This is a genomic window from Glutamicibacter sp., from assembly GCF_032154645.1.
GTDB lineage: Bacteria > Actinomycetota > Actinomycetes > Actinomycetales > Micrococcaceae > Glutamicibacter.
Map to the genome: position 1 here is coordinate 76,445 of NZ_JALDXV010000009.1, position 26,256 is coordinate 102,700.

General features: G+C 58.9%; 37 protein-coding genes. 1 reads left to right on the top strand and 36 read right to left on the bottom strand.

Annotated features, from left to right (window positions below; translation table 11 throughout):
• Nucleotide 1 precedes the first annotated feature (1 nt).
• From RUH64_RS09680 to RUH64_RS09690, 3 genes are read right to left on the bottom strand one after another with little or no spacing between them, the layout of a single operon-like run.
• Nucleotides 2-1,981 (bottom strand): hypothetical protein, encoded by a 1,980-nt coding sequence (locus tag RUH64_RS09680; protein ID WP_313812978.1) that lies wholly within the window; start codon nucleotides 1,979-1,981, stop codon nucleotides 2-4.
• On the bottom strand, nucleotides 1,982-2,464 hold the full coding sequence (locus RUH64_RS09685) for a hypothetical protein (RefSeq protein WP_313812979.1): 483 nt from the start codon (nucleotides 2,462-2,464) through the stop codon (nucleotides 1,982-1,984).
• Between the two features lie 33 nt (nucleotides 2,465-2,497).
• The gene (locus RUH64_RS09690) at nucleotides 2,498-2,698 is read right to left on the bottom strand and encodes a hypothetical protein (protein WP_313812980.1); all 201 of its coding nucleotides are present in this window, start codon (nucleotides 2,696-2,698) and stop codon (nucleotides 2,498-2,500) included.
• Between the two features lie 30 nt (nucleotides 2,699-2,728).
• Here RUH64_RS09690 and RUH64_RS09695 point away from each other — a divergent pair, with 30 nt between their 5' ends.
• Complete coding sequence (locus tag RUH64_RS09695) at nucleotides 2,729-3,142, top strand: hypothetical protein (protein WP_313812981.1); 414 nt, start codon at nucleotides 2,729-2,731, stop codon at nucleotides 3,140-3,142.
• 3 nt (nucleotides 3,143-3,145) lie between these two features.
• Here RUH64_RS09695 and RUH64_RS09700 read toward each other — a convergent pair whose 3' ends face one another.
• The 33 genes from RUH64_RS09700 to RUH64_RS09860 all read right to left on the bottom strand — a co-directional run bounded on the left by RUH64_RS09700 (nucleotide 3,146) and on the right by RUH64_RS09860 (nucleotide 26,250).
• Nucleotides 3,146-3,919 (bottom strand): hypothetical protein, encoded by a 774-nt coding sequence (locus RUH64_RS09700; protein ID WP_313812982.1) that lies wholly within the window; start codon nucleotides 3,917-3,919, stop codon nucleotides 3,146-3,148.
• Complete coding sequence (locus tag RUH64_RS09705) at nucleotides 3,916-4,983, bottom strand: hypothetical protein (RefSeq protein ID WP_313812983.1); 1,068 nt, start codon at nucleotides 4,981-4,983, stop codon at nucleotides 3,916-3,918. The genes RUH64_RS09700 and RUH64_RS09705 overlap by 4 nt, the downstream gene beginning before the upstream one ends.
• 82 nt (nucleotides 4,984-5,065) lie before the next feature.
• Complete coding sequence (locus tag RUH64_RS09710; protein ID WP_313812984.1) at nucleotides 5,066-5,827, bottom strand: phage tail domain-containing protein; 762 nt, start codon at nucleotides 5,825-5,827, stop codon at nucleotides 5,066-5,068.
• The gene (locus tag RUH64_RS09715; RefSeq protein ID WP_313812985.1) at nucleotides 5,817-8,981 is read right to left on the bottom strand and encodes a phage tail tape measure protein; all 3,165 of its coding nucleotides are present in this window, start codon (nucleotides 8,979-8,981) and stop codon (nucleotides 5,817-5,819) included. The genes RUH64_RS09710 and RUH64_RS09715 overlap by 11 nt, the downstream gene beginning before the upstream one ends.
• A 17-nt stretch (nucleotides 8,982-8,998) precedes the next feature.
• Entirely contained in the window at nucleotides 8,999-9,295 is a 297-nt protein-coding gene (locus RUH64_RS09720) for a hypothetical protein (RefSeq protein ID WP_313812986.1), read from the bottom strand.
• A gap of 41 nt (nucleotides 9,296-9,336) precedes the next feature.
• Entirely contained in the window at nucleotides 9,337-9,939 is a 603-nt protein-coding gene (locus tag RUH64_RS09725; protein ID WP_313812987.1) for a hypothetical protein, read from the bottom strand.
• 102 nt (nucleotides 9,940-10,041) lie between these two features.
• Nucleotides 10,042-10,548, bottom strand: a complete 507-nt coding sequence (locus RUH64_RS09730) for a hypothetical protein (RefSeq protein WP_313812988.1) — start codon at nucleotides 10,546-10,548, stop codon at nucleotides 10,042-10,044.
• Complete coding sequence (locus RUH64_RS09735) at nucleotides 10,545-10,733, bottom strand: hypothetical protein (protein ID WP_313812989.1); 189 nt, start codon at nucleotides 10,731-10,733, stop codon at nucleotides 10,545-10,547. Before RUH64_RS09735 ends, RUH64_RS09730 begins: the two co-directional genes overlap by 4 nt.
• A 17-nt stretch (nucleotides 10,734-10,750) precedes the next feature.
• Nucleotides 10,751-11,176 carry a hypothetical protein gene (locus RUH64_RS09740; RefSeq protein ID WP_313812990.1) on the bottom strand — a complete coding sequence of 142 codons (426 nt, stop codon included), beginning with the start codon at nucleotides 11,174-11,176 and terminating at the stop codon, nucleotides 10,751-10,753.
• A complete protein-coding gene (locus tag RUH64_RS09745) occupies nucleotides 11,173-11,568 on the bottom strand; it encodes a hypothetical protein (protein ID WP_313812991.1) in 396 nt (131 codons plus the stop codon). The genes RUH64_RS09740 and RUH64_RS09745 overlap by 4 nt, the downstream gene beginning before the upstream one ends.
• Nucleotides 11,565-11,957, bottom strand: coding sequence for a DUF6093 family protein (locus RUH64_RS09750; RefSeq protein ID WP_313812992.1), 393 nt, complete (start codon nucleotides 11,955-11,957; stop codon nucleotides 11,565-11,567). The genes RUH64_RS09745 and RUH64_RS09750 overlap by 4 nt, the downstream gene beginning before the upstream one ends.
• 2 nt (nucleotides 11,958-11,959) lie before the next feature.
• Nucleotides 11,960-12,568 (bottom strand): hypothetical protein, encoded by a 609-nt coding sequence (locus RUH64_RS09755; RefSeq protein WP_313812993.1) that lies wholly within the window; start codon nucleotides 12,566-12,568, stop codon nucleotides 11,960-11,962.
• Between the two features lie 3 nt (nucleotides 12,569-12,571).
• Nucleotides 12,572-12,991, bottom strand: coding sequence for a hypothetical protein (locus tag RUH64_RS09760; protein WP_313812994.1), 420 nt, complete (start codon nucleotides 12,989-12,991; stop codon nucleotides 12,572-12,574).
• Nucleotides 12,992-12,993: 2 nt separating this feature from the next.
• Nucleotides 12,994-13,815 carry a P22 phage major capsid protein family protein gene (locus tag RUH64_RS09765; RefSeq protein WP_313812995.1) on the bottom strand — a complete coding sequence of 274 codons (822 nt, stop codon included), beginning with the start codon at nucleotides 13,813-13,815 and terminating at the stop codon, nucleotides 12,994-12,996.
• A 14-nt stretch (nucleotides 13,816-13,829) separates the two neighbouring features.
• On the bottom strand, nucleotides 13,830-14,567 hold the full coding sequence (locus tag RUH64_RS09770) for a hypothetical protein (RefSeq protein WP_313812996.1): 738 nt from the start codon (nucleotides 14,565-14,567) through the stop codon (nucleotides 13,830-13,832).
• A 29-nt stretch (nucleotides 14,568-14,596) separates the two neighbouring features.
• On the bottom strand, nucleotides 14,597-15,697 hold the full coding sequence (locus tag RUH64_RS09775; protein ID WP_313812997.1) for a hypothetical protein: 1,101 nt from the start codon (nucleotides 15,695-15,697) through the stop codon (nucleotides 14,597-14,599).
• The gene (locus RUH64_RS09780) at nucleotides 15,698-17,125 is read right to left on the bottom strand and encodes a phage portal protein (RefSeq protein WP_313812998.1); all 1,428 of its coding nucleotides are present in this window, start codon (nucleotides 17,123-17,125) and stop codon (nucleotides 15,698-15,700) included.
• Entirely contained in the window at nucleotides 17,125-18,861 is a 1,737-nt protein-coding gene (locus RUH64_RS09785; protein WP_313812999.1) for a terminase TerL endonuclease subunit, read from the bottom strand. The genes RUH64_RS09780 and RUH64_RS09785 overlap by 1 nt, the downstream gene beginning before the upstream one ends.
• A gap of 45 nt (nucleotides 18,862-18,906) precedes the next feature.
• The gene (locus RUH64_RS09790; protein WP_313813000.1) at nucleotides 18,907-19,506 is read right to left on the bottom strand and encodes a phage terminase small subunit P27 family; all 600 of its coding nucleotides are present in this window, start codon (nucleotides 19,504-19,506) and stop codon (nucleotides 18,907-18,909) included.
• 643 nt (nucleotides 19,507-20,149) lie between these two features.
• Nucleotides 20,150-20,833: a hypothetical protein gene (locus RUH64_RS09795; protein ID WP_313813001.1), complete on the bottom strand. Its 684-nt coding sequence runs from the start codon at nucleotides 20,831-20,833 to the stop codon at nucleotides 20,150-20,152.
• A gap of 28 nt (nucleotides 20,834-20,861) precedes the next feature.
• Complete coding sequence (locus RUH64_RS09800) at nucleotides 20,862-21,224, bottom strand: VRR-NUC domain-containing protein (RefSeq protein WP_313813002.1); 363 nt, start codon at nucleotides 21,222-21,224, stop codon at nucleotides 20,862-20,864.
• Nucleotides 21,224-22,492, bottom strand: coding sequence for a hypothetical protein (locus tag RUH64_RS09805; protein WP_313813003.1), 1,269 nt, complete (start codon nucleotides 22,490-22,492; stop codon nucleotides 21,224-21,226). Before RUH64_RS09805 ends, RUH64_RS09800 begins: the two co-directional genes overlap by 1 nt.
• A complete protein-coding gene (locus tag RUH64_RS09810) occupies nucleotides 22,416-22,703 on the bottom strand; it encodes a hypothetical protein (protein WP_313813004.1) in 288 nt (95 codons plus the stop codon). Before RUH64_RS09810 ends, RUH64_RS09805 begins: the two co-directional genes overlap by 77 nt.
• Complete coding sequence (locus tag RUH64_RS09815) at nucleotides 22,700-22,975, bottom strand: hypothetical protein (protein WP_313813005.1); 276 nt, start codon at nucleotides 22,973-22,975, stop codon at nucleotides 22,700-22,702. Before RUH64_RS09815 ends, RUH64_RS09810 begins: the two co-directional genes overlap by 4 nt.
• Complete coding sequence (locus tag RUH64_RS09820) at nucleotides 22,972-23,352, bottom strand: ead/Ea22-like family protein (RefSeq protein WP_313813006.1); 381 nt, start codon at nucleotides 23,350-23,352, stop codon at nucleotides 22,972-22,974. Before RUH64_RS09820 ends, RUH64_RS09815 begins: the two co-directional genes overlap by 4 nt.
• Entirely contained in the window at nucleotides 23,345-23,677 is a 333-nt protein-coding gene (locus tag RUH64_RS09825; RefSeq protein WP_313813007.1) for a hypothetical protein, read from the bottom strand. The genes RUH64_RS09820 and RUH64_RS09825 overlap by 8 nt, the downstream gene beginning before the upstream one ends.
• Nucleotides 23,677-23,802 carry a hypothetical protein gene (locus RUH64_RS09830; protein WP_313813008.1) on the bottom strand — a complete coding sequence of 42 codons (126 nt, stop codon included), beginning with the start codon at nucleotides 23,800-23,802 and terminating at the stop codon, nucleotides 23,677-23,679. The genes RUH64_RS09825 and RUH64_RS09830 overlap by 1 nt, the downstream gene beginning before the upstream one ends.
• Nucleotides 23,799-24,053, bottom strand: a complete 255-nt coding sequence (locus RUH64_RS09835) for a hypothetical protein (protein ID WP_313813009.1) — start codon at nucleotides 24,051-24,053, stop codon at nucleotides 23,799-23,801. Before RUH64_RS09835 ends, RUH64_RS09830 begins: the two co-directional genes overlap by 4 nt.
• A complete protein-coding gene (locus RUH64_RS09840; protein WP_313813010.1) occupies nucleotides 24,050-24,541 on the bottom strand; it encodes a 3'-5' exoribonuclease domain-containing protein in 492 nt (163 codons plus the stop codon). Before RUH64_RS09840 ends, RUH64_RS09835 begins: the two co-directional genes overlap by 4 nt.
• Nucleotides 24,538-24,825, bottom strand: coding sequence for a glutaredoxin family protein (locus tag RUH64_RS09845; RefSeq protein ID WP_313813011.1), 288 nt, complete (start codon nucleotides 24,823-24,825; stop codon nucleotides 24,538-24,540). The genes RUH64_RS09840 and RUH64_RS09845 overlap by 4 nt, the downstream gene beginning before the upstream one ends.
• Nucleotides 24,826-24,885: 60 nt before the next feature.
• The gene (locus RUH64_RS09850; RefSeq protein WP_313813012.1) at nucleotides 24,886-25,617 is read right to left on the bottom strand and encodes a hypothetical protein; all 732 of its coding nucleotides are present in this window, start codon (nucleotides 25,615-25,617) and stop codon (nucleotides 24,886-24,888) included.
• Nucleotides 25,614-25,946 carry a WhiB family transcriptional regulator gene (locus RUH64_RS09855; RefSeq protein ID WP_313813013.1) on the bottom strand — a complete coding sequence of 111 codons (333 nt, stop codon included), beginning with the start codon at nucleotides 25,944-25,946 and terminating at the stop codon, nucleotides 25,614-25,616. Before RUH64_RS09855 ends, RUH64_RS09850 begins: the two co-directional genes overlap by 4 nt.
• A complete protein-coding gene (locus RUH64_RS09860) occupies nucleotides 25,936-26,250 on the bottom strand; it encodes a hypothetical protein (protein WP_313813014.1) in 315 nt (104 codons plus the stop codon). The genes RUH64_RS09855 and RUH64_RS09860 overlap by 11 nt, the downstream gene beginning before the upstream one ends.
• Nucleotides 26,251-26,256: the final 6 nt, after the last annotated feature.

Consider the following 26,256-nt stretch of genomic DNA (forward strand, 5'->3'; position numbering starts at 1 on the left):
GTTACGACGAATACAGATCGTCCAGAGCTTGCTTTAGACGAGAGTTCGGATTGTTCAAAGACTGCAGGAACATGTTGATGAACTCCGTCAAAGCAGGCGAACGACTCAACGTCGTTGGTGCATTGCCGTCCAGAATCGTGCGAGCATCCGGATACCGATCGTTCACCGGGAGTGCGCCCATGGTTACCAGCGCTTTCACCGTGCCCCCATGATTGACCAGCATGCAAACGTTGCCAATGATGTTGTTCAACGTTCCAGTCTTGCCGGCAATGAACTCCGGGAAGCTCGGGTTTCCATTCACAGGGATCGAGTGGTTGATCGTGAACGTTCTGGCATTCGGCCCAGTAATGGTTACCGTATGCGTTAGTTCACCCATGATACCGATCAACGTTGAGTCCTCGTCACGGATACGGAAGATCAACTGGGCCATCTGCCGAGCAGTAGCCTTGTTGCTGGTGCCGAGACCCGAAGCCGTGGTGAAGTTCGCGCCGGTCCAGCCCCAACCCTGCACCGTGCTATTCATCAGCGCGATGAACTTGTCACGAGGCGTATCAGTTCCCGACAGTTCAGATCCGACCCGCGCCGCCAGCAGCTCAGCGGCCACGTTGTGCGACGGAAGAGAAGCCATGTAGAACAGCTCGCGCCACGTGATCACGTCGCCCGCCTTGATCTCCGGAGAGGATCCACCGGTGATCGTGTTGATCGTTGCCATCTCAGTGCTATCGAGCGTCAACGCTTCACTGAGTCGGGCATTGGTCACCGTCTTGCGCGCCACGTACTGCATCAACATCTTGGTCAGCGAGGCCGGGATCTCCGGCTGGTCGGGAAGTTTCCCGAAGTCCAAAGTCCCATCGGCGCGCATGAGCACGGCTTCCTTTGATTTCAACCGGTCCGACTGCACAAGTGAAGCTGGCAAGGTAATCGACTGCAACGCACGTTCCATCCGTTCGCGTACTTCGTCCGAAGGGATTCCCTTATAGATCAATGTCGGACCGATCAGGCCGTCCCACCAACGCCCCGCGGTTCCGGCTTGGTGATTGCCCAAGGTTAGGCCGTCCAGCGGGCGGGTGTTTGCGGTGGATCCCCAGGAACCGGTCCGCGGAACACCGTCGACGAAGAATCGTGAACCTGTGGTCGAGAATGCTCCGTTGAACTGAGCGCCGAACACGTGGTCGAATGCATCTACGTCGACGGTCGATCCAAACTCATTGCCCGCATAGGATCCCCACTTGCCCGGGAACAGTGACGAAGCGAGAATTGCTTGCCGGCCCGCGTTGGTCGCACCGTCGACGATGACGCGGCTTGTAGGGTTCGAGATGTCAGAGCGTGCCAGGGTCATGATGAATGTCGGCTGCTGCAACGCTTCAGGGAAAAGGCCGGTGCGCAGTGCGTTCGGCACGTCGCCCACGCCGTACCACGCGCCGCCGTAGCCGTCCCAGGACGCTGGGGACCATCGCGGCCTAGATGAAGCAACATTGGTCGTTGCTGGCGGAAGGTTGCCCATGAGGTCGTAAATTGCCGCCACGTCACCGTTGACCAGATCGCGGCCCTTCGGATTGGCCGGATCGTAGAGCGCGTACCACCCATCGGACTTTGCCAGATCGTAGATCATGCGCTGCCGTTCAGGCATCGGCACGTCAGCATCGTCCGCAACAGTACGCCACGGCCCCCACAGATTCGCGGCCGCATCAATCGCTTCACGCCAGATCATCTTGTCTGAGTCCGTGCGGCGCTGCACAACGGCGAAACCCGCCGATGCAGGAAGAACTTCCCAGACGAACGAAGAACCTGCGAGCGGCATGTTCAAGTAACCACCAGTGGTTACGCCCTGCCAGATGCCGTAGTGCTCTGGCTTGTAGTAGTCGTTCGCGTTCGCACCATCAGGCAGAAGGCCACGGCGCTGCGGAACCTTCGCCAGGATCTCCATAGCGATCGAGTCGCCAGGCATTCCCTTGAGATTAGCGATAACTTCCCACGCCATTTAGGGCCTCCATACATGTAGATCGGACGTATTCAAAGGATCGAAAGGATCCGGATCGGGACCTGGCTCCTGCTGAAGCCAATACATCCCTGGATAAGGCTTCGCTGGCGGGTACTGACCAACCCAGACGAGGCTACGGTTGATGTTTCCGCCGCCACCCGTCGGGTCAATCAGATCTTTGAGCTGTCCGCCTGCCGGGGGAACACGGATCTTGATTCCCAGATAACCGGTCAATGCATGGCCGTCCTGGTTCCAACGGATCGATACGTCGTACCAGGCATCCAAAGTCATGGTTGTGGTTGGAAGCAGCCCAACGGTGCATCTATTGTTGGCATCCGGTTTGACCGGATAGCTATTCATATCAGCGACAAGAGTGTTATCGCTGGTGGTGTTGGCTTGGTTGAGCGTGAAGATCACTTCTCCGTCTTTCGGATCCATGCTGGATCCTGCAAGGTCAGCGAAATCGAAATCGACGACAGCCACGGCCACCTCCTTTAAATGAAGAAACCCACCGAGTTATTCGGTGAGTTTCGTTGCGAGTGTGAGTTGCGCATCCTTGACAGCTATTGAGTGATTCGCCGCTGTTAGTGACTGCTGGTAAGTGGCTAGCACCAGCTTCAACAATTGATTTTCTTGGCGCACAGACGCCAAATCTTTTTCTAGTTTTTCGAGTCTTTCCTCTAAATTGGGTTTTTCATATTCATTAGAATCTGACATTTATCGGCTCCTTAGATTAATCTGGTAAACATGCGCCCAAAACTTATTTCTCTGCTTGCCGTACCGGCTCTCTTGCTCGTCGGTTGTTCCACTGCTGAACCAGCCCCATCGGACCCAGCTGCCTCGTCAGCTCCTACGGCGAGCGCGACCCCAACTGCAACAGCAACTGACGCAGAAGAACCAGCGACGGCTGACGATGCAGCTGCCGAAGCTGCCTTTCTTGAAGGCGTCTCGACCGTCACTGACAAGGCTTCACAACTGCCAAAGAACCTTCGGGCTAAAGCCGAAGATTCTTATTTGCTAAAGCGCGGTAAGGAATACTGCGAGACAATTGCGAAAAAGGGCACTGCCGAGCCTGAGCAGACTGTGGACAATGCTGATGATCTGGCCATTGAATCAATGATTCTGACGTCGGCCCGGATTTACCTTTGCCCTGCTGATTAGTTCTTAGATACGCCAAAGGCGCCCGGCTGCATCAATATGAACGTTGGCTTCTGCACCGGTTTTTACATCTACTGGGATAGTGACGCTCGGGCCATTGATCCTCACTCCGAGATTGTGTGTGACTACCAATCCGAATGTGGGCGAAGCTGCAATACCTCCGCCAAGGAAGTTGATCTGGCCACCGTTGGCTGGTTCGATTTGCAGGTTTCCTGCGTTGATCTTGCCGCCTTCTTCAATGTTCAGGTCGTTACTGAGCGTGGTCACGCCTTCCACCGCCAGGGTTCCTTTGGTGGACATTGGACCGGTCACGTCTAGAGTTCCTGAAATGGTGGAGTCGCCCTGTACATCCAGCAGGCCGGTGATAGTCGTGTCTCCGCCGATATCGGTGACGCCGTCTAGCTTCGTCGGCCCAGTCACTATGAGCTCACCGGTGATCGAGGTATTCCCGCTGATCGTGGTGATGCCCTCGATCGTCAGATCGCCGGTAACATTGGTGGGTCCTGTGATGTGATTCGTTCCCGACAGGTTGTTCGTGCCGGACATGTTGTTGTCGCCGGACGCATTGAACGTTCCTGTAACGTCCAAGGTGCCGGAGATCGTCGCTGTGCCAATCACCTGCAGGCCGCCGTTGAGGATGCGTATCCAACCACCGTCGTAGACTTCCAGACCTTCACGGCCGATAGCCGAGTGGTTCAGGTTGGAGTTGTTCATGAAACGCTCTAGCTTCGCGAGACGCCTTTTGAAATCTCCCTCGTTGATGTTTCGCTGCATGCTCATGCGCCCGAGCTCCTACCTTCCATCTCCTGTGTTTCGATCTTTACTACCTCGGAAGTCAGATCTCCAGACAAACCGATCAGCTCGAAAGGGTGCCAACCGGAGAGCAGCCATGAATCTTTGTCAGCCTTCCACCGGACGGACCCGCCCAACGCGAGCTCGTTCAGGGCCGGAGACCCATCGGCGCGAACTGCCATATCGAGCTGCCGAATCGCGCCGTCCTTAGCCCGACGAGCACCTGTTGTCGCAGACTGCAGACGCTCTAGAGATTTCATGCCTGAAAACTTCTCGGCATCCTCCAGCGCCGGGTATGGAAACCCATCACTGGATGACTGGCGAGTGAGCGTACGGCGTTCTGTGCCTTCGCCGGTGCCGTACATCTTATTCACCAGGTACGCGCCGGACAGCGTGTAGTTCATGTTCTCCACCGAGGACTTATCAACGTCCAGGTCGTAGTCCCACACACGAGTCTTGTTCGCATTGACTTCCATCACCCATTCCAGCGTCCCCTCGGAAGACCAACGTGGACGGAAATCGATATCTGGGCCTTCGTCATCTTCGATGTAATCGTTGATGAGATCAGAGGCCTTGTCGAAGTTGTACCCATACACCGTCATGTCTTCCGATCCGGCGGCGTCTGCAGGTAAAGAAATCGGCAGATCGTAGATCAGGGGTGACCCGAAATTATTCGTGATGTTCTGAATGATCTTCTTGATCATCGTTGCCTTGGACAAGTTGGTCCACGTGACCTTCGAACTTGAAATGTCGTTGGATCGGTCCGTGGTGACGATGCGCTTGCTGAAGATCGTCCAGATGTCCTCGTGCGACAGCGTGAGCTTCTTGGACGCCCATTCGTACGATGCCTCAGTGATCACCCCGGCATAGACAACATGCCACGTGTTGTACTTCGGATTACGCCATTCGACAACGATCCACGACTGCCACGGCCACACCGGCGTGCGCTGCGTTCCCTTGAACTTTTCGTGTTTCGTGTCTATGGTGATTCGCCCGCGGGATCCAGCGTTGCGTTTTCGTTCCCAAGATCCGGAATCAAAGGGAAGCTCCATGCGAACTTCCCATGTTGGTTTGATTCCAGGTCCTGGTACTGCGCCGTCTACCACTTGCACACGGTATGGCACACTGACCTCCTTAAATGAAAGTGTCGTACAGGCTGATATTGAACGTTCCGGATCCTCCGGCAAGTGGGTTAGGCCAGAAGTTTTGCTGCTCGCCGGGATTCACTGCGAAATACTCGGCGATTTCGATTCCCTTGTAAACGCGGTCGCCGTTTTCCCGGAGGATGCCAGTTCGCATATCCAGGGTGTGCGTTGAGCCAGAGGCAAGACTTTTCGTCACCGTTACCACGCGCCCGTTCAATGTGAGCTCGTACCCTCCAGGCATGCTGCCGGTGATCGTAATTACCGGCCAGGCATGAACGGTTCCTCGGTGGAACAATTCGATGCTGTCGCCGGCCGCTGTCTGGAAGGAACGGACTTCGCCATATTTGAATGGGTCCGTTGATTCCAGAGGGATCTGGAAGCTCAGGTAGTTGTCCGTGTCGAAGTTCGTCTTTACCTTGCCGCGTGGATCCACCCTGGCCCACTGTGTGGGCCCATGGCCACGCACCAGGAGCTTCTTCCCGCCTCGACCAGGTAGAGCGGTCAGGCGAAGCGCTGCTTCATGCAAGTAGTCGTGGCTCTTTGACCTGACTCGCCCGTTGAAGGTGATGAGCCTGGACTCGAAGTAGATCTCGGTATCGATAGTCCCGTCCCCGTTCACCCGATCATTTCGATCACGTTTAGGTTCAGGGCTATCGAACCAGCCTTCCAACTCTCCGAGTCGCTTCCACTCCCCCTCGCGGGTCCTACCTGTTAGTGGGTATCCGTCAAGGGTGATCATCTCAGCGACCAATGTTGACTCCTCTCTCGGCAAGCTTCACCGTTATTGCGTCTGTAACCTGCCGGGCCACACGGTTAGCATCCGTCGCACCATTGATCTGGATCTCAATCGGCGGGCCGTCATAACCACCAGCAGCTGCAGGCGCCGCACTGGACTGCATGACAGAGAACGATGAGATACCCACCGGCAGACCACCAATCTCCCCGCCGGTTGCATGTCCACGAATCGCGCCAGAGCGGATCCCCGCACGGAAGCGATACACGGAATCATGGCCACCCATCAGATCGACTTCCCTCGCGGTCAGCATGTGCTCACCATTCGAAGCCATGATCGGGACACTGTCCGACGTGCCCGAACCTGGGCCGAAAATCCCGCCGCCGTCAGCTTTACGCCCGAAGAGCGAGGTCACGCCACCGGACGGTCGCGATTCCTGCAGCTGCTTCTGAATCGGATTCTGAGGCCGGAAAGGGACGCCCTTAGTTTCATAGGTTTGAATGATGCTGACATTGGCGGTCATTCCGTCCAATTGCTCAGTCTTCTTGATCGTGTCCTCGGCGGTTTTCTTCGCCGCCTCGGACATCCACGAGCTGACCTTCACATCATCAGGAATACCCATCACCTTGCGAGCCATCGCGTCGGCCTTGTCGCCGGTGATCCCGAACTGACCCGCCGCCGTAATCAGCGAGTCATAGGTCGAGGTCATCGCCGACTGCAGTTCTTCTTCCGACGCGCCGCCGGCTGCCAGAGCCCGAACGTAGTCCTCGCCGGACTGTGCCAGAGCGTCAAAGGCCGCCTGGTTAGCGCGGCCCTTCTCCGTGTGTTCGTCGAGGCTCTTGCCGTTCTCCTTGATCGAGGCTGCGATGTCATCGATCGCCGCCTGATATTCACGGAACGCGGCCCGTTCATCACGGGTGATAACGCCGGCCTGGAAGAGCACATCGAGGAAATCCTCCATGTTGTCCACCGCGCCCTCGGCAGACACACCTACATCTTCCAGAGCGGACTCTGTGATCGCTGCGCCCTCGGCCGCTTGGATGCCGGCAGGCTTCACGCCCTCGATCGCCCAGTTCAAAAGCTCCTGATCGCTGACCGTCACGCCCGCCTGATTCGCTACGTCCTGCAAGGACGCAATGTAACCAGGCATCAGGTCGGCCGCATCCTGAGCGCTCTTTCCCTGGGCTTCGAACTGCTCCACGATGCCACGGAAGGCCTCCGCCGCCCGCTCACCGTTACCAGAAGCAACCATCTCGCCCAGTGCATCGCCGATACCGGTGAAGCGGGTTTCAAGCTGCGTCAGCTTGTCGTCGGGAAGGTTGAACCATCCATTCATGAAGTTCAGGTTCTGGTCAATCCGTTCGCCCAGCGAGGGATCACCGATATCCGAGATCGCCTGCTCTAGGTTCTTCACATCGCCCAGACGGCGAGCGCCAAAGACTGAGTCGGAGTCTCGGAAGACTTCGGTCATGTCTGTGGTTCCGAGGTTGGCGATGCGTGTGAGCGCTGCTGCGTAGGCTTCGGCGGTGATGACTTGCTCGTTTGTTGCGAGCTCTCCGACGATGGACCCGGCTGCGAATGCGGCTGACACGATACCTACGGCTTTGCCGATCTTGCCGATGACTCCTGGTACTGGACCTGCGGAGTCTTTCAGTTCCTTGAAGGCGGATACTCCGTCTCGGATCTTCGGCAGGAAGGTGACGATTGCGCCGCCGGCAAGCAGTGTTCCGCCGACGATGCCGGTGAGGATACCGCCGATGGCCAGTACCGGTTCGGGGATCTGTCCGACGAAGTCGATCATGGATTCTGCGCCTTGGACGAACTCGCGGAGTACGGCGTTGGCTCCGGATCCTGATTTCAGGAAGACGGTGTCGAAGCTGCCTCCGAGCTTTTCGAGGTCGCCTGCAAGGTTGTTCTGCATGGCGGCCGCGGTGTCGGCTGCGAAGCCGGCGTCGTTGACTGCGTCTTCCCACTTCTGGATGCCTTCAGCGCCCTCTTCGTAAAGGATGTTTGCTGCACGGACGGCGTCTGATCCGAAGATGGTCTTGAGCGTCGCGTTGCGTTGCTCGTCGCTCATGTCCCTGAGAGCGTTCTGGAGCACTCCGGCGTATTCGGACATGCCGATGAAGCTGCCGCTGGCGTCGTAGGCGCTCAGACCCAGCTCGTCCATGAGCTTTGCTGCTTCCTTGGAGTTGGGAGTCAGCGATTGCAGCATGGTCTTGAAGCTGGTTCCGGAGTCGGAGCCGGTCAGGCCGGCCGAGGCGAATGCGGCTAGGGCTCCGGTGGTTTCCTCAATGGTGAGGCCTACGCCGTTAGCTACCAGGCCGGACTGGTTGAGGGCTTCTCCGAGGTCTTCGACGCCGCCCTGGGCTTTGCCTGCGCCAGCGGCCAGCAGGTCGGCCACGTGTGGGACCGCTTCTCCGGAGAGCTTGAACTGGGTGATGGCTGAGGCGGCGATCTCTGCAGCCTTGGCCACTTCGATGTTGTCGGATGCTGCCAAAGACAAGGCACCGCTGAGGCCACCGCTCAGGATGTCCTGAGTATCGACACCAGCCTTCGCCAGTTCCTTGATGCCGCCGGCGGCTTCCTCTGCGCTAAATGCAGTATCAGCACCGGCGTCCACGGCGGCATCACGCAACAGATCCATGTTCTGTGCGGACTCGTGCGTAGCCGCCTGAACCTCAGACATGGACTTGTCGAAGTCGGCGTAAGTTTTGATCATCTTGCCAAAAGCAAGAGTCACAGCGCCGCCGGCCACCGTCACCGCCGGGGCAAGGGTCTGGTATGCCTCGGCCTGCTTGGCTACCGCGACTTCAGTTGCTGCAGCCGATTCCTGCGCTTCGACGTTCGCCAAGTACACGGCCTCGCTGAATTGATCGACGCCGTGCGCTGCCGCCTGCGAAGACGAGACGACCTTGCCGTGAGAGTTCACCAGCTGGCCGTTGGCGTTGTACAGAAGGCCCGCGTTCTTTGCGGCCTTCTGGTCTGCGTCAGCGACCAGCCGGATTTTCTTTGCCGCTTCCTCCGAGAACCGAGCGTTGTCCTGTGTTGCCTTGTTCGCGTTCTGAGTGGATTGGGTTAGGTCATCAGTGGACTTCTTAGCGTCCTTGAAACCGTTGATGAAGTTCTGGACGACGGCTTCAAGTCGTGCGACCACTCTGCGCTCGGCCACTGGCCCTCCTCACTGATTTAGGACGGTCGGTCTCGTATTGGCTTGTCTGCCGGCCGGTCATAGGTGGTGTAGAGCCGTTCGCCGGGCTCTGGTTTATACGGCTCGTTGCCGATGCCTGTCGTCGAACGCTCCCGCGCTGCACAGGCCTGGCAGACCTTTTTGTGGGCTGAATACCAACCGTCGTTGTCTGGATGGTGTGCGATCTCCATGGGCTGCCCGCAGGCGCACAGTCCGTCCTCGTAGACGGTGAGCACCAGGGATAACAGATAGTCCTTTTCCGTCCAGTCGCCGCGCTGGCTGGAAAACCAGTGCATTGGTGGTTTCCCAGCGGCGCGGGCGGTGCGGAGTACTTGGACTATCGGCCGGAGTCGCGGTTGGTACCAGAGGCACCTGGCAAAAAATCTGCGTCCGGCTGCGGTGCTTCGTTCTGCACCTCTTGACGCTTGAGCAACAGCTTGGCTAGCTGTGCCGGTCCGATGCCGTTCTCCAAAGCGACGATCATCGGGACCGGCAGGCTAATCTCCCGCTTTTCCAGTGTTGGGGATTCCATGGCCACGATGGATGCAGAGAGCAGCTCACGGTTCATTTCGATCCGCTTCAACATTTGCTCATCCGGCGAGTTTTCCGGGCCCGTAGTGTGCCGGGCTGCGATCTCCCGGATCTTGTCGTTCGGCAGGGCGCGAATGTAGAAGGTGATCTCTGAACGGGCGAACGCTTCCATCAGCTTCTTACGCTTGGCCTGCAGTTGCTTCAAGAGCGGGGATCCTCCACTGGTCTTTTCGCCGGCCGTCGCGTCGGTCTCGACACGGATCTGCCGGGCAAGCAGGTCAATCTGTGCGACCAGGTCGGCACGCTTGTAGACGGTCTCAGACCCTTCAGGCAGACGGGCATCCGAGATCCAAGCTTCGAAGTCGAACTCGGCTGCTTCAGCGTAGTTCTCGGCGGTGGTTTCAGTCATGGTGGGCTCCAATCGTGCGGTGGGCTCCGGGAAAGTATGGGAAAGCCCGGTGACGTGAGGAGCCCTTTCACGTCACCGGGCTGGAATATCGCCTACTTGGGGTTAGGCGGCCACGAGAACTTCACTGACCATGGTCTGGCCCAAGAACTCCACGCGGCGCTTGATGTTGCCGTCGTTACCCGGACGGGTCGGCGAATCGGTCTTGAGCTCGCCACCAAGGAAGATCTCGTCCCCGGTAGCCCAGTCCTCAGTCGAGTCCTTGTCGGTCTCGCGCATATAGATCCACACGGTGGTGTCCTTCACGCGCACCGCCTGGTAAGCGGCATCCTCTCCGGCGAGGTCTGCACCGCTGCCGGTTGTAAGCCACTCACGGACAAACGTCAGTGCCGTCTCGTAGTTGGAAGAGCCAAGCGCCTGAGCATTGCCCTTCTGGCACGAGACCTTCTCGTTGAATCGGTCAGACGCAGTCGGAGACCACGTAATGTCCGATTCCAGCACCACGCAGGAGAAATCGATTCCCGCGTTGAGTTCAGCTGCGGTCGGAATAAGTCCGGCTGGCTTGGTGAGCAGCATCGCCCACTTCTTCTTGCCGTCTGCAGACGTCTTCACTTGGCCTCCTCCTCTTCTACTGGATCCGGTCCAGCGGACGGCCGGCGAGTTGCTTTCTTGCCGGTATCACGAATCGATGGCACTTCGACAAAGCCGAATGCCTCGTTGGTCAGGTAATGTTCCGGCACCAGCCGGATATCGCCGCCACCCTTCGGGCGGGCTTCCACAAAACCGGGCTTAGCCATGGTCAGTGTCCTTTCGGTCAGGCCCGGTAGGCCGTGAACGGATATTCGTCCACGAGATACACGGGATTGAGTGTGTCCACCGAGACCCGGTTATCCGGTTCCGCGGTAAGAACTTCTTGCTGCCGAAGCTTTGAAAAACGCCAACCAGTCACCGTCGGCCGCTGACGATTCAGCGCCTCGCGGCTGGTCGTTGTTATCTCGCTCAGGCCGTCGAGCGACAACGCCGCCACCGTGCAGCGCAACGTAAACGCCACCTGGTCGGGAATGTCATCGCTCGAACGATCGCCCGGTTCCCCGGAGACCTCTTCGCCCCATCCGCCGTGCAGCACCACATAAGGGAAGTCCTCCAATCTCGGAGGATTAGACAGCTCCGCCCGGTACAGATGAACTCGTGTACCGGGCGGAAACAGTGCCTTGATGCCGTCGAAAATCGCTTTACTCACAACAGCCCCTCCAAAAGCTCCAGCAAATACTCTTCAAAAGCCGGAGCTTCATCGGCGAGCGCTTCTGCTGGATCTCGGACGGTACCGCCGCCGCCTGGGGATCCACCGAAGTAGGCGAAGCCCGCGAGGCCGGCAGATGAGTGGCGCGATTTGTTGGGACCGATCTCGGCTGCATACGACGTTGCACCGAATGCTCCGGAGGTCATTTCGTCGAAGTCCACGGAACGGGCCATGATTCTGAACGACGCTGACTCTCGGATGTCTGCCTGCATGGCGTTCTTGACGTTGACGGCGCCCTTGCGGACGACGCCTCGGACTTTGGGAACGATCCCGTTCGGGACGAGGCCGAGATCTTCGGATAGGAGGCGTAATTGGGAATCGTCGAGACTCACAACGTCACCGCCCTCCATCGTTCTGCCGTGCGGTGAGTTCCCTCGGCCAGCTCTACGAGCTTGGCTTTGGTTCCTGGTACTGGCATGTCCAGTTCGCAAGCGGTGATTTCCAACAGGTCCCCTGACTTTGCGCCGGAGCCCACGGGAAGTTTCGCGATGGCGTTGGTGATGGTGTACTCGGCGCCAGCCAAGACAAGATCCGAAGGTTGCGTATCGTCAACATCGAAGCCGCAGATGCCGGTGTAGATGAGGTCGAATGTTTCGACCTCGTGCCCCTTCGCCGCGTCATAGGTGTTTCCGGTCCGCCGGTTGATGGTGCATTGCGCGATCATCAACATTTTGGCTCGGGCTCGTCCGCGGCGGGTGGCCATGACGGCCCTACGTCGCATGCTCATAGGCTGCCCACCACCTTCGCGCCGTAGTTCCCGAATCTCTTTGCGAGTCGGTCCCGGGTGCGCTGAGGTAGCGACATTTCGGTGATGGCATCGACAGTGTCGCCGGTGGCGTAGCCTTCGGCGTAGTCGTCGATCTTCACCGAGGAGAGGCGGCCGTTGTTCAGTGCGAACCCTTCAGCCCCTGCCTCGTCGTTGTTGAGCAGTCCTGAGATGACCATGCGGCAGACCAGGTCTTTGATGTCTGCCGGCAGTTCTGGCAGACCGTGGGTGTAGTCCACCGTGACGATCTCCAAGCCGCCTTCAGCCCATCCAGAAGCCCGGTACAGGCCGGCGTTGATGCGTTTCCAGTCCGTGACTGGGGTTCCTTCCGCTTCCACGGAATGAACCTCAGTCACGGGTAGTCCTGGCAAGCGCAGGATCCGGGCCCGCATGGCCGGGAGTTCGACGACTGAGCGTCGTTGAAGGATTGGCGAGCCTGCCGCATCGACCACTTCGGCCGAGGCCGAATTGATCAGCGCGTTGGTGAGCGGGCCGGTCAGATCCACGTTCTCAGGCAGTGGGTACACTTCCAGATCTGCGCTGGTGATCAAGCCCAACAGGCTCACCTCCTATTCAGTGGGAGTGTTTCCGTCGCCCTTGCCATCACCGGAAGGATTGCTGTCGCCGCCGGCTTTCTGCTTCTCAGCTTCCTCGGCCTGCTTCGCTTCCCACTGATCCACCAGCTCGCGGATCTCGGTCTGAGTCTTGCCTGTGAGGTCGTCCTCAAGGATGCCGATGTGCAGCGCCCAGGCTTCCCAGTCGTCACGCTTCGCGTTTCCCCGCGGCTTTTCCGCCGGGTTGGAGGCAACAATCGCGTCGGAGGTCTTCGAAGTCGCCTTCGAGTTGAAACGCTCCTTGACGATTGCCGCCACCTGCTCCGCGCTGAGACCTTCCTCGATCTCAACGATCGTCCCCTGGCGGACAAGTCCGCCAGCGGTCAGTTCGTCCAGATCCATCACGACTCCGGAGAGTCCAACATATGGCGCCATGGCTACGCCGCCGTCCAGTGGAATACGGCGTTAGGTCGGATGACCTTGCCGCCGTACACGTGCAGGCCGCGCAGGCGGTCAGCGAACTTGTTCTGAGCGCGCATTGGCTCAGTCTTTTCGATCTGCGAGGCGTAGGCCAGCGCGGACTTGTGCCAGCCAACGATCTGCGGCTTGGAGGTCTCAGGTAGATTCTCCGAGTCGTAGGTGTCGAAGGTCAGCAGCTTGCCGTAGGAGGCATCACGCAGGCCCGCGGTGGATGCGAACTCGTTGGCCTTCATCAGCTTCGAGTCGTTCTCGTCCAGGAACGAGGCGAACTCGGCGTTCATGACCAGAACACGCTGCGAAGCAGGCACCTTGGCCTTGCGCATCGCCTTCTTGAGGGTCGCAATTGCGTTCCATGCGGTGGCTGCATCAGTTACGGCGGTAAGGCCCGTGACTGCCGTTCCCTGGGCGATCAGCAGCGCGGAGAGGAACTTGTCGGTATCCTCGGCCAGGCCGTCTGCAGCCGACTTGGTGTAAGCCGACATCAGCGCAGGCTTAGCCTGGGCCGCATCGATGTCATCCACGTAGAAGTCGAAGGACTTCTCCTGGTCGATCAGCAGATCAACGCCGGTGTCAGTGACAGCGTCGGCGGAGGTCGTGCGACCAGCAGCCTTGTAGTCCTTGACCTGGATTGGCTCGATGCCAGTGATGTGGACGGTGTTGCCGCCCTTGGCTTCGCCTTCGTACTCGCGGTTCGCGAGGCCGGCGAAGATGGTTGCTTCCTGGAACTCAGTCAGGATCTTTGCTGACCACAGTTCAGGAATTGCATGGGTGATTGCCACAGCAATCTCCTTTCCTAAGAGGTTTTGACCCGGCCTTCGTCATAGGCCTTGGCGATTTCCGCCGGGCTCATGCTTTGGAGGTCTTTCTGGGTGAGTTTCTTCGCCAGCTTGCGCTTGCCACGAGCTGAGTCGAACTTTGGTCCACCGCCGCTTTGCGCAGCGAGGTAGGGTTCCTTCTCGAGAAGCTCGTCGATCGCCTCGGCGATCTCGTCTGCGTCTACTTCGCCGTCCTCGTCGACCTCAAACTGTGAGAGGTCGAGTAGACGGACAGCCAGGGCAGGATTCTGCAGTTTGCCTGCAGCTGCCGATTTCACCTCGGACCGGAGGATCCGATCGTTGGCCTTGCTGAGGATCGCCGCGTCGCGCTCAGCCTGCTTCCGGGAAGCTTCCTGTTCGTCCTCGCTCTTGCCCGCAGAATCCTTGAACTGTTGCAGCTCGGCTCGTGCGGCTCGTGCATCGGCTTTGGACGCCTTCACCTTGTCCTTCATGGCGCGAAGGGCTTTCTTTCCCTTATCGCCAAGCTCTTCGGCTCCGTCTTCTTCGGCCTCGTCTTCCTCGTCGTCGTCCGAGTCGTCCTCGTCGCCACCTTGTTCGGTGTCGGCTTCGTCTTCCTCGTCTTCGTCCGAGTCGTCCTCGCCCTCCTCTTCTTTGGCGAGCATGACTGCATCGCCGAAGTTGAGGTAGTGGAAGGCCAGCAGCGCTTCAACTCCACCAGGTGCGGTGAGGTCGATGCCGTGAACGGTTGTGGACATTGTGTTTCCTTTCAGTCGTTAGCATTGCGCTAAGCGGCGGTCCACGACCCGGTTGCGGGGTCGAGGGTGTAGGCCGGTTTCTTGCCACCGAGGTAGCCGACGCCCGGCCCGCGGACCACACCTTCCGAGGATTGACCTAATCCGGTGATGTATCCGTAGTCCTCCAGCATCCGAAGCGTCTGCTCGCGGTTGCCTTTGGTACGCTTGTAAATTTCTTCCGGCATCAGACGCTCACGAGTTGCCACCCCGTAGCGCTCTTTGCCTTTTCGGTTTCGTGTTTCCTGCAGCGATCCCCAGTACCCTCGACGGGTTGTGCCCGTATAGGTCGCCAGCGCCCCGCCCTTGGTCGAATAGACACCTTGCCGGGCATTGACCACCTGGAAGATATCTGCGCCGTCACGCACCGCCTGAGCGCCTGCCTTAGTGAAGTACTTGTCCTGATCCGCACCGCTTAATGACTTGAAGTACGAATACGGATCAACAGTCATCTCACCGGCGAGCGCTTCATCGACTGGGATATGTCTGCAGTCGCACCCCGGATGTCTATCGAAGGCTTCTGCAGAGCGGTAAGTTTTGCCGGCGAGGATTGCGCAGCGGCTGCACGAGGGCGGGTTGAGCATGCGGACGTAGTGCATGCGGACCGGCGCCGTGGTCATGGCAACGCCTTCGGCCTGCCGTGCTGCGTCGGAGATTTGCATCTGCGAGCGCAGCATCAGATTGTCCAGCCCGATGCCGAGGGAGCGGTCCGTGGTGTATCCAGTTTTCAACGCTCGAATGGTCTTGAAGGCTGGCGACAGTATGGACTCTTCCAAGCCCACGGGCGGGCGAGGCTTGTCCCCTAGTGGGTAGGCGATGCCCGCGAATCCTGCGGCGATGGTTTGGAACGCGTCTGGTGCTACGTCGTAGGACTCCATGACTGCGTTGGAGTACTCGATCGCGTCTTCGGCCACGGCCTGCTGTGCCTGCGCTACGACCAGTGCGGCGGTGCCGGCGGCGGTTAACCATGAGTCCAGGATGTTTCGGCGGTCGATGCCCATCCAGAGCCGAGTGATGCGGTGCATTGCTCGGCTCTGGACCAGCTGCCCGTAGGCGTAGTGTGCTGCTGCGGCTTCGAGAAGGGTCTGAGCCATTTAGGCGACCCCCTGGCGCATCCGTTCTTCAGCTGCGATGAAGGGGTCCATCGTTCGTTCTCGCTCGACCATCTTCATGACTCGTGCCACTTGGACCGGGTCTGTCACAAGCTTCTCGACCACGTACTCGGTCGGGAAGCCTGCAGACTTGAGCTTGGTTCCGACGTCGGCCATCTGAGCTTCGGAGCGGTACTGGATGTTGTCCCAGATGATCGTTCCTGCTCGGAGTACTTCTATACGCTCGGCAGACGCTCCTCGTGCTGCTGCCATCAGTCGGAAGGTCTTCTTGATGCCCTTGGATGCATACAGGATGCGTTCCTTGACCTTGGAGACCAGACCGGCTTCGGCGATGTTGAGCGACTCAGCCGCGGTGTTGATCATTTTCGCCACCAGGTAGTGCGGTGGCGTTCTGGTCTGCGCCGCGATGTGCTCGACGATCTGCGAGATGACTTTCGAGAACGCTTCAAGGTTCGCGGCCGTCCACTCTTCAATGCGGGCATCTTGACCAGGAAGGAAGATGATCTTCTCTTTGATCAACTCGTCAAGCTCCACATCCTGATAACCGGCAATCTGACCGTCCTTGTCGAGGATCGGCACCTGCGGCACGTCGGCGTTGACCGCCACGCGTGCCGGCATCGATGCCTGGTCAAGTGCGTTCATCAAGTAGGCCCACACGAGATTGACCGCGTCCTGCAGTGCAGCCACGCCCGCGATGTCTGATAGTGGTTCTTCGTCCAGAAGGGTCTTGTTGCGGATCTCCGTCAGCGGTACCTCGCCCAGACGGTGCTCGGTGAAAATCTCTTCATCGTCCTTGAGGATCCAGCCGCCTTGAGCGTTCATCCGGCTCTTGTCTTCGAAGCGTTGTTTGCCATTGTGGCGCTTGAGCTTCACGAAATGAGTAGGTGTGTAGTAGGTCGCGTAGTCCCACTGGTCATCTCGCCACATCACGAGACCGTCTCGATCGATGCCTGTCACCGGGTCGGTGTCGACAATCGCTGTCTGCGGGTGCTCCCAGGTGACAGACGGGGCCTTGTCCGGAGAATCGGCAGGGTGCACGAGCGAGAATGCCCGGCCGGCGGCCATTTGCATGGTGAATGCCTCGGAGCTTCCCAGATCCGAGTTGGACCCCAGCCAGTCGCGCTGCAACTGCTGGTCGATCTTGAAGTCTTCGCCATGGGCACGGAAGCCGAGAACGCTCATGCGCTCTGCGGCGGCATCAACCACTGGCATGCACCAGTTGTCGCCGAACCCTGCAAACTGCTTCTTGAAGTACTCGTCGAACTTCTTAGAAGCCCAACGCAGGGTTTCGCCGCGGCCTTGGTAGCGGTCCACGTGCCCTTCGATGGTGGTTGCACGGTCTTCTAGTTCTCTGGCCAGCTGGTCGACGCGGGTTGCCACCTCGACAGGGTCATACACGTTGACGCTCATCAAGACCTCCTTCGAGTACTAGAGCCTGTAGCAATCAGCCGCTTCTTTTCTTCCAGCGAGGTACGCACGATCCCGTCCAAGCCGGTCACTGCTGCCTGGAACCCGTCAATACGGGCCGAGGAGGTGCGCCGGTTAGGCTTCACCGGGCGGAAGTTATCGGCGTCGTCGAATTTGATCTCCACGCGAGAGGCCATCCACCGCATGACAGGGTTACCGTCATGGCGCATTTCCCCGGCTTTCCACATGCGTTCCATCTCCTTGGACGCCGGGCCAAGCCCGAACATCGTCTGAGAAACGGGAACAATGTCGATACCCCTAAGTTCTGAATCAAGCTCCTGGACGATCTGTCCGGCAAACATTCGGTCGTAGCTGATGCGCTGCATGTCGAAATGCTTCGCGTCGCCGATCACCGCTGCCTTGACGGCGCTGTAGTCGATCACGTCGCCCTCGGTGGCCGTGATGTAGCCTCGGTCCACCCAGTCCTGAATCGGAACCAGAAGCTGCTCTTCCAGCTCTTTGATGCGCTCCTCCGGAATCCAGAACCTAGTGAACAGGTCAAACTTCAGACCTGGACGGTTAGATTGCGCCCAAACCGTCCAGGCCGTGAAGTCGCTGGTTGCCGACAGGTCAAGACCGCCCCAGGCACGGCGCCCACGCAACGGAGTGCGCTTCGCGCCCTGCAGCTCGTCCCACGTCTTCACATCCACCCACCGGGCAGTGCCCGGCGAGCGCAGATTCAGCGCGAGCTGCAGGTAGGTCTTGAGTGCTGCCGGTGAGCCCTTGGCCTTGGTGGCCTGGTCTCGCATGTAGGCCCTGGTCGGTGATTTTCCGAGTCCAGGGTTGGCTTTGAACTGCGTCGCCTCATCGAAAGGGTCGTCCTTTTCATCGGCTGCCCAGATCACGCCGTAGAAGCGTGGATCCTTGACGATGTTGTTGGCGATGTTGCGGGTGTAGTTGTGCTTCTCGTCGTACGGCGTGCCTTCCTCGGCTTCGTCCGCGGTGGTGATGAAGACGATCAGCGGTTGGTCTCGTGCGCCGGTGCCGGTCTCAATGGCTTCGATCAGCTTGCCCTTGAGGCGCAGCGTGTGGATCTCATCAACAGTGGCCCCGGAGACGTTCAGTCCGTGGGCCGTCTCAGCGATGGATGAGATGACTCGCAGGATCGAATTGGAACGAGGGACACGGACCACGTCTTTGAGCGGTTCAATCCGCTTTCTCGCCGCCGTGGACGAGAGAAGCATGGTCTTGGAGTCGTCGAAGACTCGGCGTGCCTGCTCGGTGGAGCCTGCAGCGTTGTAGACCTCGGCGCCCGGCTCGTTGTCGGCCAGGAGGAGGATGCCCGAGATGCCGGCGGCGAAGGTGGACTTACCGTTCTTGCGGGGAATCTCGATCCAGACTGTGCGAATGACTCGGACGATGCGGTCGATTTCTTCGTCGTAGTAGACCCAGCCGAACACCGGGGCAAGTACCCAGATGACCTGCCACGAGTCCAGACCTTCGCCCAGACGCATGCGAACACCCGCCCAGCGGCCTTTCGTGTGCTTGAAGGCTCCCAGTGCCTTCAGTGCCTTGCGCGCCCGTTCTACGTCAAACCACGCGCCCGGCTGCTCGTCCGCCTGGTTCGCGACAACCAGCGGCTCACGCTTGAGCCCCTCGATGATCTCTTCATGGGACAGGCCCAGCTCGATCAGTGCGTCGTAGGGTACCGGCAGTCGGTCGAAATCACCATCGATCATGCCGGCCACCTCCTCGCCGGAGGTGGATCACCCTCCCATCACGACTCAGTCGAATGGATCATCATCGTCCGGACCGTCTTCCCGGCCCGGCAGGCCGGTTCTCGCGGCCGGAGACAAGCCCAGCTCACGGATATAGGTCTTGATCTGAGTTCGGTACTGGGAAGCGATCGTGGTGTGCGGGTTGCGTGCCGGGCCGCGCTGCCCCAGGACGATGAGCCCCTCGCGGGACAGCTCATGTTCGGCCCATTCCAGGCGAGCCACACAGATGCACAGGTCCACCACGATGGACCAGTCCACGGCACCGAGGCCGACACTGTTCTGCAGCACCGGGACGATGCGCTGCCATTCCTGGCTGGCCCGCTTTTTCACGTACCTGGTGCCGTTGATTGCTTGGCGCTTGAGATGGTAATCAGTCATCTTCTTTTCGAAGCGATACATGCGTTGCTGGAAGTGCTCGATCGACTCATCGTCTTCACGCTCAGGCTCGGTCGGCTTCTTCGGAGCCATCGACTCGGGAAGCTCTTTAGACCAGTCCGGCTCCTCGAACTCCACGGGCGGCAACGTCACCGATTCAGGCACCGGCCGGTGGCTCGGATTGCCCTCGCGCACCACGGCGAGCGCTGGTTTTGGGGCTGGACCAGGCATTTTTCGCGGCACCCCCTGATCAAAAAGTTCTATCCTGCGGGGATACGAAAACCCCTGCCCGGCGGCTAATCCCGGCGCCCCTTTGGGGGTCACCCCCACCCCTCTCAGAGGGTGCCGATGCCTGCAATGTCAAGGCTTCGAGGGTGTGTCACTGCGGTGCATTCCAACCTCCGGGCTGATGCACGGCGGTCTCGCTCTTGTGGCACGGCGAGCACAAGCCGCGCCCATATTTAGGATCGTCAGGGTTCAGACCCTGAGCTATCAATCCCTTGCGGGATGTTGGGAAGTGATCAGCCTCGCGAGATGGTCTCGACATGCACAGCACACAGATCGGATCTCGTGCGAGTACTTCCTCGCGGAACCTGCGGTGACCACGACTGGTGTAGCCACGGAACCGAGACGATCCGCGGGCTTGCTCGGCTGCCTTCTCGTGGGTATCGCATCGGCCACGGTTGCCGAAGGCTGATATCAGCTCGGTGCAACCTGGTTGAGTACAGGGTTTCTTCGGAGCAGAAGGCAACGCGGTCACCTCACTGCAAGTAGATACGACAAAGCCCCGAACCTCAAGGAAGTTCAGGGCTTCATCTAAGACACTAAGTCCATTCAATCAGTAAATTTACGTGACTATGTCAAGTCCGTCAACTCAGGTCAGACGGGGAGGACGAGCGCCCCGCTTCTGTGGACGTCTTGCCTTCAGCATCTTCGACCAGGTGTCCCACTGCACCGCATGCTTCGCATCGCCTTGGCACTGCACAACACGTTCGCCTTTGCGGTTCTCCACAACTACCAACTGAGCTTTACAACCAGGTCGCTTGCAGAACTGATCCGGTATCTCCACGCTGGTCTCGGCGCCATGCGTTGCCGTGGCCAACCAGTCCGCAGCATGAGCGATCCACCAATACGCCTGCCTACTGAATGCCCGATCCGGATATGCAGCTATGGTCACTGCCTTAGTTCTAGCCAACCATTCGGCAAGACCTGGTGTCGTCTGGTCTGCCGGGACTCGCACTCCGAGGTCATCTACCAGGCGCAGGACTACGGACCAGATGTTATCGCGAACCACCATCAGCGCATCGGATACCGACACATTGATTGGCAACGGCGCTTCGGTTCTCTGGGCATGACGCTCACTACCACCGCCGCCTGACCCAGCATGCAGCGCTTCCTGTGCATCGTCCCACCGATCGGCCACGAACCGCAGGTCGCGAATCATCCGGTCGTTGCACTCACCGCACAGGTTCAGGTCATCCAGCGCTACAGGTGCCAGCTGATCCGGCTCCGCCTGCGCATGAACCACACAGCCCCGTGACTCACGAGCTGAACTCACGCAACCCCAGCATGAGCAATCTGGGCGCTCAAAGTGTTCTCCCAACGACAGCACCTCCTCGCAGCACCTTGGCAATACGGCCAGACACATAATCAATCGGACGCCATACCTCAGCCACATGACCGCCAATCCGAAGCCCGTTAATCCACGACTCCTGATGCACGCTCACGCGACCTACCTGTGTCTTCAGCTCGATAAACAGAAGCTTGCCGGTCTTACCATGCACGAGCACCAGATCAGGGAAACCAGGATTCGAGCGCCGGCTATCCGCCGTGTGGTAGGTCAACGTGTAGCCGTAGGTCTTGGCCAGGTGCAGCACGTGAGTCTGGAAATCTGATTCACTCCACAGCAAGGCAGGATGCTTGATTGGCTTTGAGTTTGAGTAAGTCATCAGTTGTTCCTCCTTCGAGGTCTTCTACGTCTTCGACCAGAGCGAGGAGCGTCCGAGGGCTTAGAAGAATCTGGGGGCAAGTGACCGCGGCTCCCGTCCAGACCCTGCCCGGCCCTGCCAGACCCTTCCCGACCCGACCCGGCAGATCCAGATCCGCCACCCTCGTCTTCTTTGATCGTTGTTTGATGATCAATTGATCGTTCTTTGATTCGTGTTTGATCCGCATGTGGAGGCTGTGACGAGTGCTGCGCTGGCTGGCCGGAGGTGTCCGTTGCCTTCCCAGTGGCTGCCGGAGTCTCACCTGGAGCGGGAGTCTCTACGGTCTCGTCGTCGTGCACTGCAGGAAACGCCATCAGGTCAGAATGGGACCGAGGCTTTTCATGGGCCGGGATGTCCGTTGCCTCATGTCGCTCAACCTTGCTGGCTGCCGTCGCGTTCGAGTCGAAGCTGGATGAGCCGGAGATAGCCGTTGCGTCATCACTAGCCGGGCGTGCCCATTCAGGCATGCTGGCCGTCGTGTCCTCGAACGCCGGAGCTGGCGCGGGATCGAATAGTTCTCTGCGTTTCTCGGATGCGTTCACGCGATATCCACATCTGTCGAGCAGCCAATCGGCTGTCGCCTTGCTGTAATAAGGGTTTTCTGGGACTGGACGCAACGGTCTGTCCCAGGTTGCACCGTCCTTTCTTGATGAGTTGCAGGTCTTGCAGGCGACGACCAGGCGCTCAGCGGGGGTCGGGTCCGAGCTATCTAGATCGCGTGGATCTAGATGGTCGATCGTGCCCACACGAGCTGACTTCTGGTCTCCGCCTGCACCATTGCTAAATCGGACGATGACACCACACCAGCGGCATTCGTCACCGTCACGCTTACGAACTGGACCGGAACGTTCAGGCTTGCGATTATCTGCTTCCCTGTTCTTGTTCCGTTCCTTCTCAGACTTCAATATCATGTGGAAGAGGTCTTCCTCTTCCACGAGTTTCAGACCGGCGCGCCTAATGCCCTTGTCATCATCAAACTCTTTCTCTTCAAAAAGTCCGCAGTACACGGCCGCTGCGAGCAGCTCCTTGTACCGGCTGAGCCCGGCCAGTGCTTTCGCCTGACCGACCTCCACAATGTAGTCACGATCGAACGCTGCTGACCGAGTCGCGCACTTAGTCACCCAACCAAACAACTCGTTCAGCAGCCGATCATCAGCCCAGTCCAACTCCAGAACGCGCATAACCACTGGATGCTCGGCCGAAACGTCCGACAGCTTCAACCACGACATCTGATGATTTCCTGTTCGTATCTCGCGCACGCGGCAACTTGAAGGCCTGAGCCCTGGCTACGGCGAGCGCTTGTTGGTGTTCTTTGGTGTCAGCGATGGTTAGCTGATGCTGGATGGTGACCCATCGTTGGGTGTACGGGTTTCGGCAGACGTAGATCTTGTCTCCGGTGGCGGTCAGTGCTCGTATAAGTAGCGCATTCCAGTAGGTCATGGCGTTGCCTCGATCCTGATGATCTGCTCCGGGTGGCCGATCCGTTCGTTTTGGAGGCCTTGCCAGTTGACGGCGATCTTGCTGGACATTTCCCGGTGGTGAACGAAGGTAATCTGCCCGTAGACGGTGGCCTGATTAGCGAATGCAATCTGGGCGTGCAGCCCCCGATGAAACGAGGTGATGTCGCCCAGACGGATCGGCTCCATATCGCGGATTGGGTCAAGCTTTTGCGGTGGGCCTGCAAGCTCTCGTTCTTCCTGGTTCTCGCTCACTGCTCACCATCCAAGGCTTCGAGAATGTCCCCCACGGTGTTGCACTCTGCGTCGTTGTCGATGTAGTCACCGTCAGTAGTCATGCACAGCGCCCGCACTCTTGCCACCTGCTGTTCAGCCTGTTCGAGTCGAGACAAGAGGGCGAGGACAGTGGTCGGATCAAACATGGCGATAAACTCGGCGGTTGACGCGCCCTCAGACTCACCCTGCGTCATTTTCTCTGCAACATACGAGCGGCCAAAATTATCACCGTCATTGATGTAAACTCCGTAACCGTCCCAGTCGTCCTCTTCGAACGCCCACGGGCCCCACTCACGGGTTTCCTCGGCTTCGGCTATCTTCCGCAGCTGCTCAAGGTCTAGGCTCTGCTCACTCATTGGTATCCCCGTAAAGATCAACCAGCGTCTGCTGCTCTGGAGACAGGTCGCGCTCGTAGGTCTGCTCGAAGATGTCAGGCTTGCACGGGTAGAACTCTCCCTGCACGCCTCGAATGATGTAGTCGCCAACGTTGGCGGTCATAGTTCCTTCGAGAGTGTGGACCAGCATCTGATGGGCGTGCCCGCTTTTCGGCACGGCTCTTATGAGAGTCCCTAGCGGTGCATTGGACTTTGCCCATTGCAGGATTTCCCCACGGTTCGTTTCGGTCAGCTGGAAAGCCTCGATCACGACCGGCTTCTTGCGGAACTTCAGTGACTTAGACATTAGTTCTTCCTTTCCTGGGTCTCGTTGATGCTCTTGCTTAGCCAGCGGTAGAGCCCGTAAGCGATTGCCGGTGATGCGGCCGCATAGGCTCCGAGGCAAAGGACCACTACATCCCAGCTGCTCATTCGGTGTCCCCTGGCTTCGGGCTGGGCTTGCCAGTGATAGTGATCAAGGTGGACGGGATCAAGCCGAACTCCCCTCTCTCGGTGACGATCCGGACAAGCTTGAGCTTGTGAGTCCTTTTCTTCCTGTCGCCAAACGTGGTTTCCTCAAAGGTTTCCTCGGCATGTCCAACCGACTGCAGGACTCCATAGTTTGCGAGTTCCTTACCCAGATCCGTGCCGTTGAGGCGGCGGGCTTCAATCGGCATGCTCATCGCGTGGACTCCCTCATGATGTGGTCGTACATCGCGCGAGCATGCCGGGCATCGGCGAGCGCGTCGTGTAGGCCGATTGGTTGCTTTGGTAGGCGGTCGATGCCGGTCCAGGTTGAGAGTGATCGGACGTCATTGGTGAACATTGGGATGCCCGTTGGCAGGTTGATCATGCGTCCAAAGAGTTGCGCTAGGGCTACGTGGTCGTAGGCGCTGTACCAGGCCCACAGCTCGGGCGGGGTGTGGTCTGCGGTGAGGAAGGCCGGCACTTCGTCGCGGATTCGTTCTTTGAATTTCCACGTTTGGACGTTGAAGATTGGTAGCTGGGCGACCACGTTGGTCATGAGCCACGCATCGTTTTCGATGGCTTCCCAGTTGGCATCGCGATTTACTGCGTAGTATTCGCGGCCATCCTGGGCGACGATGCCGATGCTGATCAGCTCAATGGTCTTGCCGTCTTCGAGGAACTCGGTGTCGTAGAAGTACTTCACAGTGATCCTCTTCTCTTTGCGATGATGTGCTCCACGATGAGATCCGAGCGATGCCCGAACCACTCTTCGGTGTCGCCGGTGTCGGTGTTGACGACCTTGACGTAAGGCATGGCCAGCTTGGAACCGAGTTGCTCAGCAATAGCCCGCAGCTTCTCGATCAGTTCGATGTTGTCTTCGGCAACGTGCACCGTCTGGTGCGGAACCTTTCGCTGGTTCAGGTTGCTCTTGGTCCGCCTGCAGTCGCCGCAGGCGTCCTTCGTATAGACCGTGACTTCTAAAGCCATCAGATCCTCCTTTTTATAAAAACAAGGCTTTTAGTTTGTTTATCGGTAAACAAGGTTTGGCTAGCTGACTACGGCCAGATGCATCGGAACATGGTCGATCCATGCGCGCTTCGTCGCCCTGTAGTTTTTGCTCTTGGAATCGTCCAGCTCCAGCTTGGAGACCTCCATGCACCCGATGAACGACGAACCAACCATCACGAGGATGCGGCCGCCGCCGGCCGCCGCCAGAACACAGCCAACGCCGTACGCAGTCTCGGCCGCCTTGAACGTCGCCAAGCGCTTCGAATCGAACTCCACTGGAGGAAGACTCGAGGACTGCAGCTGCAAATAGTGTGCGAGCGAGTGCCAGGCCTTCTGCAGCCCTTCCCGGTATTGAACCGGGGTGGTCACTCGATAAGAGTCACCACCGAAGAGCTGGCCTAGGCGCCGAATGTTGACCGTCGCTACTCGGATCTCCTTTTCCTCGGGCCTTCGCTCGATAGTGAAAGACACCGTCACTTCCAGCTGCACTTCCCAATCTGTCTTCGACGGGGTGAACGCAGCGATGATCGTCGAGGCAATAGCTGGGGTGAGGCTGAAATCGCCAAGTTCTCCGTCCCAGTCCTCACGATCGATCTCAACGCGGGCCATTCCCATCGTTAGACCGTTCTCTGCGAAGACCAGGAGATCCCCATTGGGGCGAACCGATAACGTCAGCGAGCCACCGACAGTGTCATCCTTGTCTTTCGACGCATGGACTTTTACAGCAGCGAGAGCCGCACGGAACCGGAACATATCGACAACAAATTTCATGATGTTTCTTCCCTCGCTCTTCTCGCTTCCTGCTGAGTCCGACGGCGAGCCCGGATCCTGTCTTCCGCCGTCGTGCCGCCGTAGATCCCGTACTTGAACGTGTTGGCATCCTCGTGGGCGAAGAAGCCGCAGATCTGCCGCACACGGCACGTACCGCAGATCGCCTGCGCCTGCTGGGCGGCCGCCGGCGCCGCGCTAGTGGGGAAGAACGGATCGCCGTGCTTCTTGAAGTCCCAGCGGACGCACGCCGCGTCCTCCTGCCAAGCCGCAGAATCGCTGGCTTTCGATGGCGCGTGCGCCACCATGGAACGCATTCCCCTAGTCGCCATTACGGAGCCCCCTCCAGAACCTGGACGCATCGACCTGAGCTTCAGCCCACGCCCAAGCGACGGTCTTCGAGTCATAGACCGCAGCCAACGGGCGGCCGTCAACTTTGAGAGGGCAGCAGTAGTCCGTCCAGATCTTCGCCACCCACACCGGCTTGCCATCATCAAGCCCGCGTGCCGGTCGGACGGTGGCCCGTGGGTACTTGGCGCCCGCCGGCGGCAGTGAGGACAGCGGAAAATGAGCTCGTTTGATGTCTACGATGCGGATTCGTGGCGCGGTGCCTGCAGCCGATGGGTGTGCGCCCATGCTGCG

Excerpts from the sequence above, each read along its gene's own strand:
- RUH64_RS09680 (WP_313812978.1), bottom strand. The coding sequence starts at position 1,981 with ATGGCGTGGGAAGTTATCGCTAATCTCAAGGGAATGCCTGGCGACTCG.
- RUH64_RS09690 (WP_313812980.1), bottom strand. The coding sequence starts at position 2,698 with ATGTCAGATTCTAATGAATATGAAAAACCCAATTTAGAGGAAAGACTC.
- RUH64_RS09695 (WP_313812981.1), top strand. The coding sequence starts at position 2,729 with ATGCGCCCAAAACTTATTTCTCTGCTTGCCGTACCGGCTCTCTTGCTC.
- RUH64_RS09700 (WP_313812982.1), bottom strand. The coding sequence starts at position 3,919 with ATGAGCATGCAGCGAAACATCAACGAGGGAGATTTCAAAAGGCGTCTC.
- RUH64_RS09705 (WP_313812983.1), bottom strand. The coding sequence starts at position 4,983 with ATGGAGCTTCCCTTTGATTCCGGATCTTGGGAACGAAAACGCAACGCT.
- RUH64_RS09720 (WP_313812986.1), bottom strand. The coding sequence starts at position 9,295 with ATGCACTGGTTTTCCAGCCAGCGCGGCGACTGGACGGAAAAGGACTAT.
- RUH64_RS09725 (WP_313812987.1), bottom strand. The coding sequence starts at position 9,939 with ATGACTGAAACCACCGCCGAGAACTACGCTGAAGCAGCCGAGTTCGAC.
- RUH64_RS09735 (WP_313812989.1), bottom strand. The coding sequence starts at position 10,733 with ATGGCTAAGCCCGGTTTTGTGGAAGCCCGCCCGAAGGGTGGCGGCGAT.
- RUH64_RS09750 (WP_313812992.1), bottom strand. The coding sequence starts at position 11,957 with ATGCGACGTAGGGCCGTCATGGCCACCCGCCGCGGACGAGCCCGAGCC.
- RUH64_RS09760 (WP_313812994.1), bottom strand. The coding sequence starts at position 12,991 with ATGGCGCCATATGTTGGACTCTCCGGAGTCGTGATGGATCTGGACGAA.
- RUH64_RS09770 (WP_313812996.1), bottom strand. The coding sequence starts at position 14,567 with ATGTCCACAACCGTTCACGGCATCGACCTCACCGCACCTGGTGGAGTT.
- RUH64_RS09775 (WP_313812997.1), bottom strand. The coding sequence starts at position 15,697 with ATGGCTCAGACCCTTCTCGAAGCCGCAGCAGCACACTACGCCTACGGG.
- RUH64_RS09780 (WP_313812998.1), bottom strand. The coding sequence starts at position 17,125 with ATGAGCGTCAACGTGTATGACCCTGTCGAGGTGGCAACCCGCGTCGAC.
- RUH64_RS09785 (WP_313812999.1), bottom strand. The coding sequence starts at position 18,861 with ATGATCGATGGTGATTTCGACCGACTGCCGGTACCCTACGACGCACTG.
- RUH64_RS09790 (WP_313813000.1), bottom strand. The coding sequence starts at position 19,506 with ATGCCTGGTCCAGCCCCAAAACCAGCGCTCGCCGTGGTGCGCGAGGGC.
- RUH64_RS09800 (WP_313813002.1), bottom strand. The coding sequence starts at position 21,224 with ATGACTTACTCAAACTCAAAGCCAATCAAGCATCCTGCCTTGCTGTGG.
- RUH64_RS09805 (WP_313813003.1), bottom strand. The coding sequence starts at position 22,492 with ATGTCGTGGTTGAAGCTGTCGGACGTTTCGGCCGAGCATCCAGTGGTT.
- RUH64_RS09810 (WP_313813004.1), bottom strand. The coding sequence starts at position 22,703 with ATGACCTACTGGAATGCGCTACTTATACGAGCACTGACCGCCACCGGA.
- RUH64_RS09820 (WP_313813006.1), bottom strand. The coding sequence starts at position 23,352 with ATGAGTGAGCAGAGCCTAGACCTTGAGCAGCTGCGGAAGATAGCCGAA.
- RUH64_RS09825 (WP_313813007.1), bottom strand. The coding sequence starts at position 23,677 with ATGTCTAAGTCACTGAAGTTCCGCAAGAAGCCGGTCGTGATCGAGGCT.
- RUH64_RS09830 (WP_313813008.1), bottom strand. The coding sequence starts at position 23,802 with ATGAGCAGCTGGGATGTAGTGGTCCTTTGCCTCGGAGCCTATGCGGCC.
- RUH64_RS09835 (WP_313813009.1), bottom strand. The coding sequence starts at position 24,053 with ATGAGCATGCCGATTGAAGCCCGCCGCCTCAACGGCACGGATCTGGGT.
- RUH64_RS09845 (WP_313813011.1), bottom strand. The coding sequence starts at position 24,825 with ATGGCTTTAGAAGTCACGGTCTATACGAAGGACGCCTGCGGCGACTGC.
- RUH64_RS09850 (WP_313813012.1), bottom strand. The coding sequence starts at position 25,617 with ATGAAATTTGTTGTCGATATGTTCCGGTTCCGTGCGGCTCTCGCTGCT.
- RUH64_RS09855 (WP_313813013.1), bottom strand. The coding sequence starts at position 25,946 with ATGGCGACTAGGGGAATGCGTTCCATGGTGGCGCACGCGCCATCGAAA.
- RUH64_RS09860 (WP_313813014.1), bottom strand. The coding sequence starts at position 26,250 with ATGGGCGCACACCCATCGGCTGCAGGCACCGCGCCACGAATCCGCATC.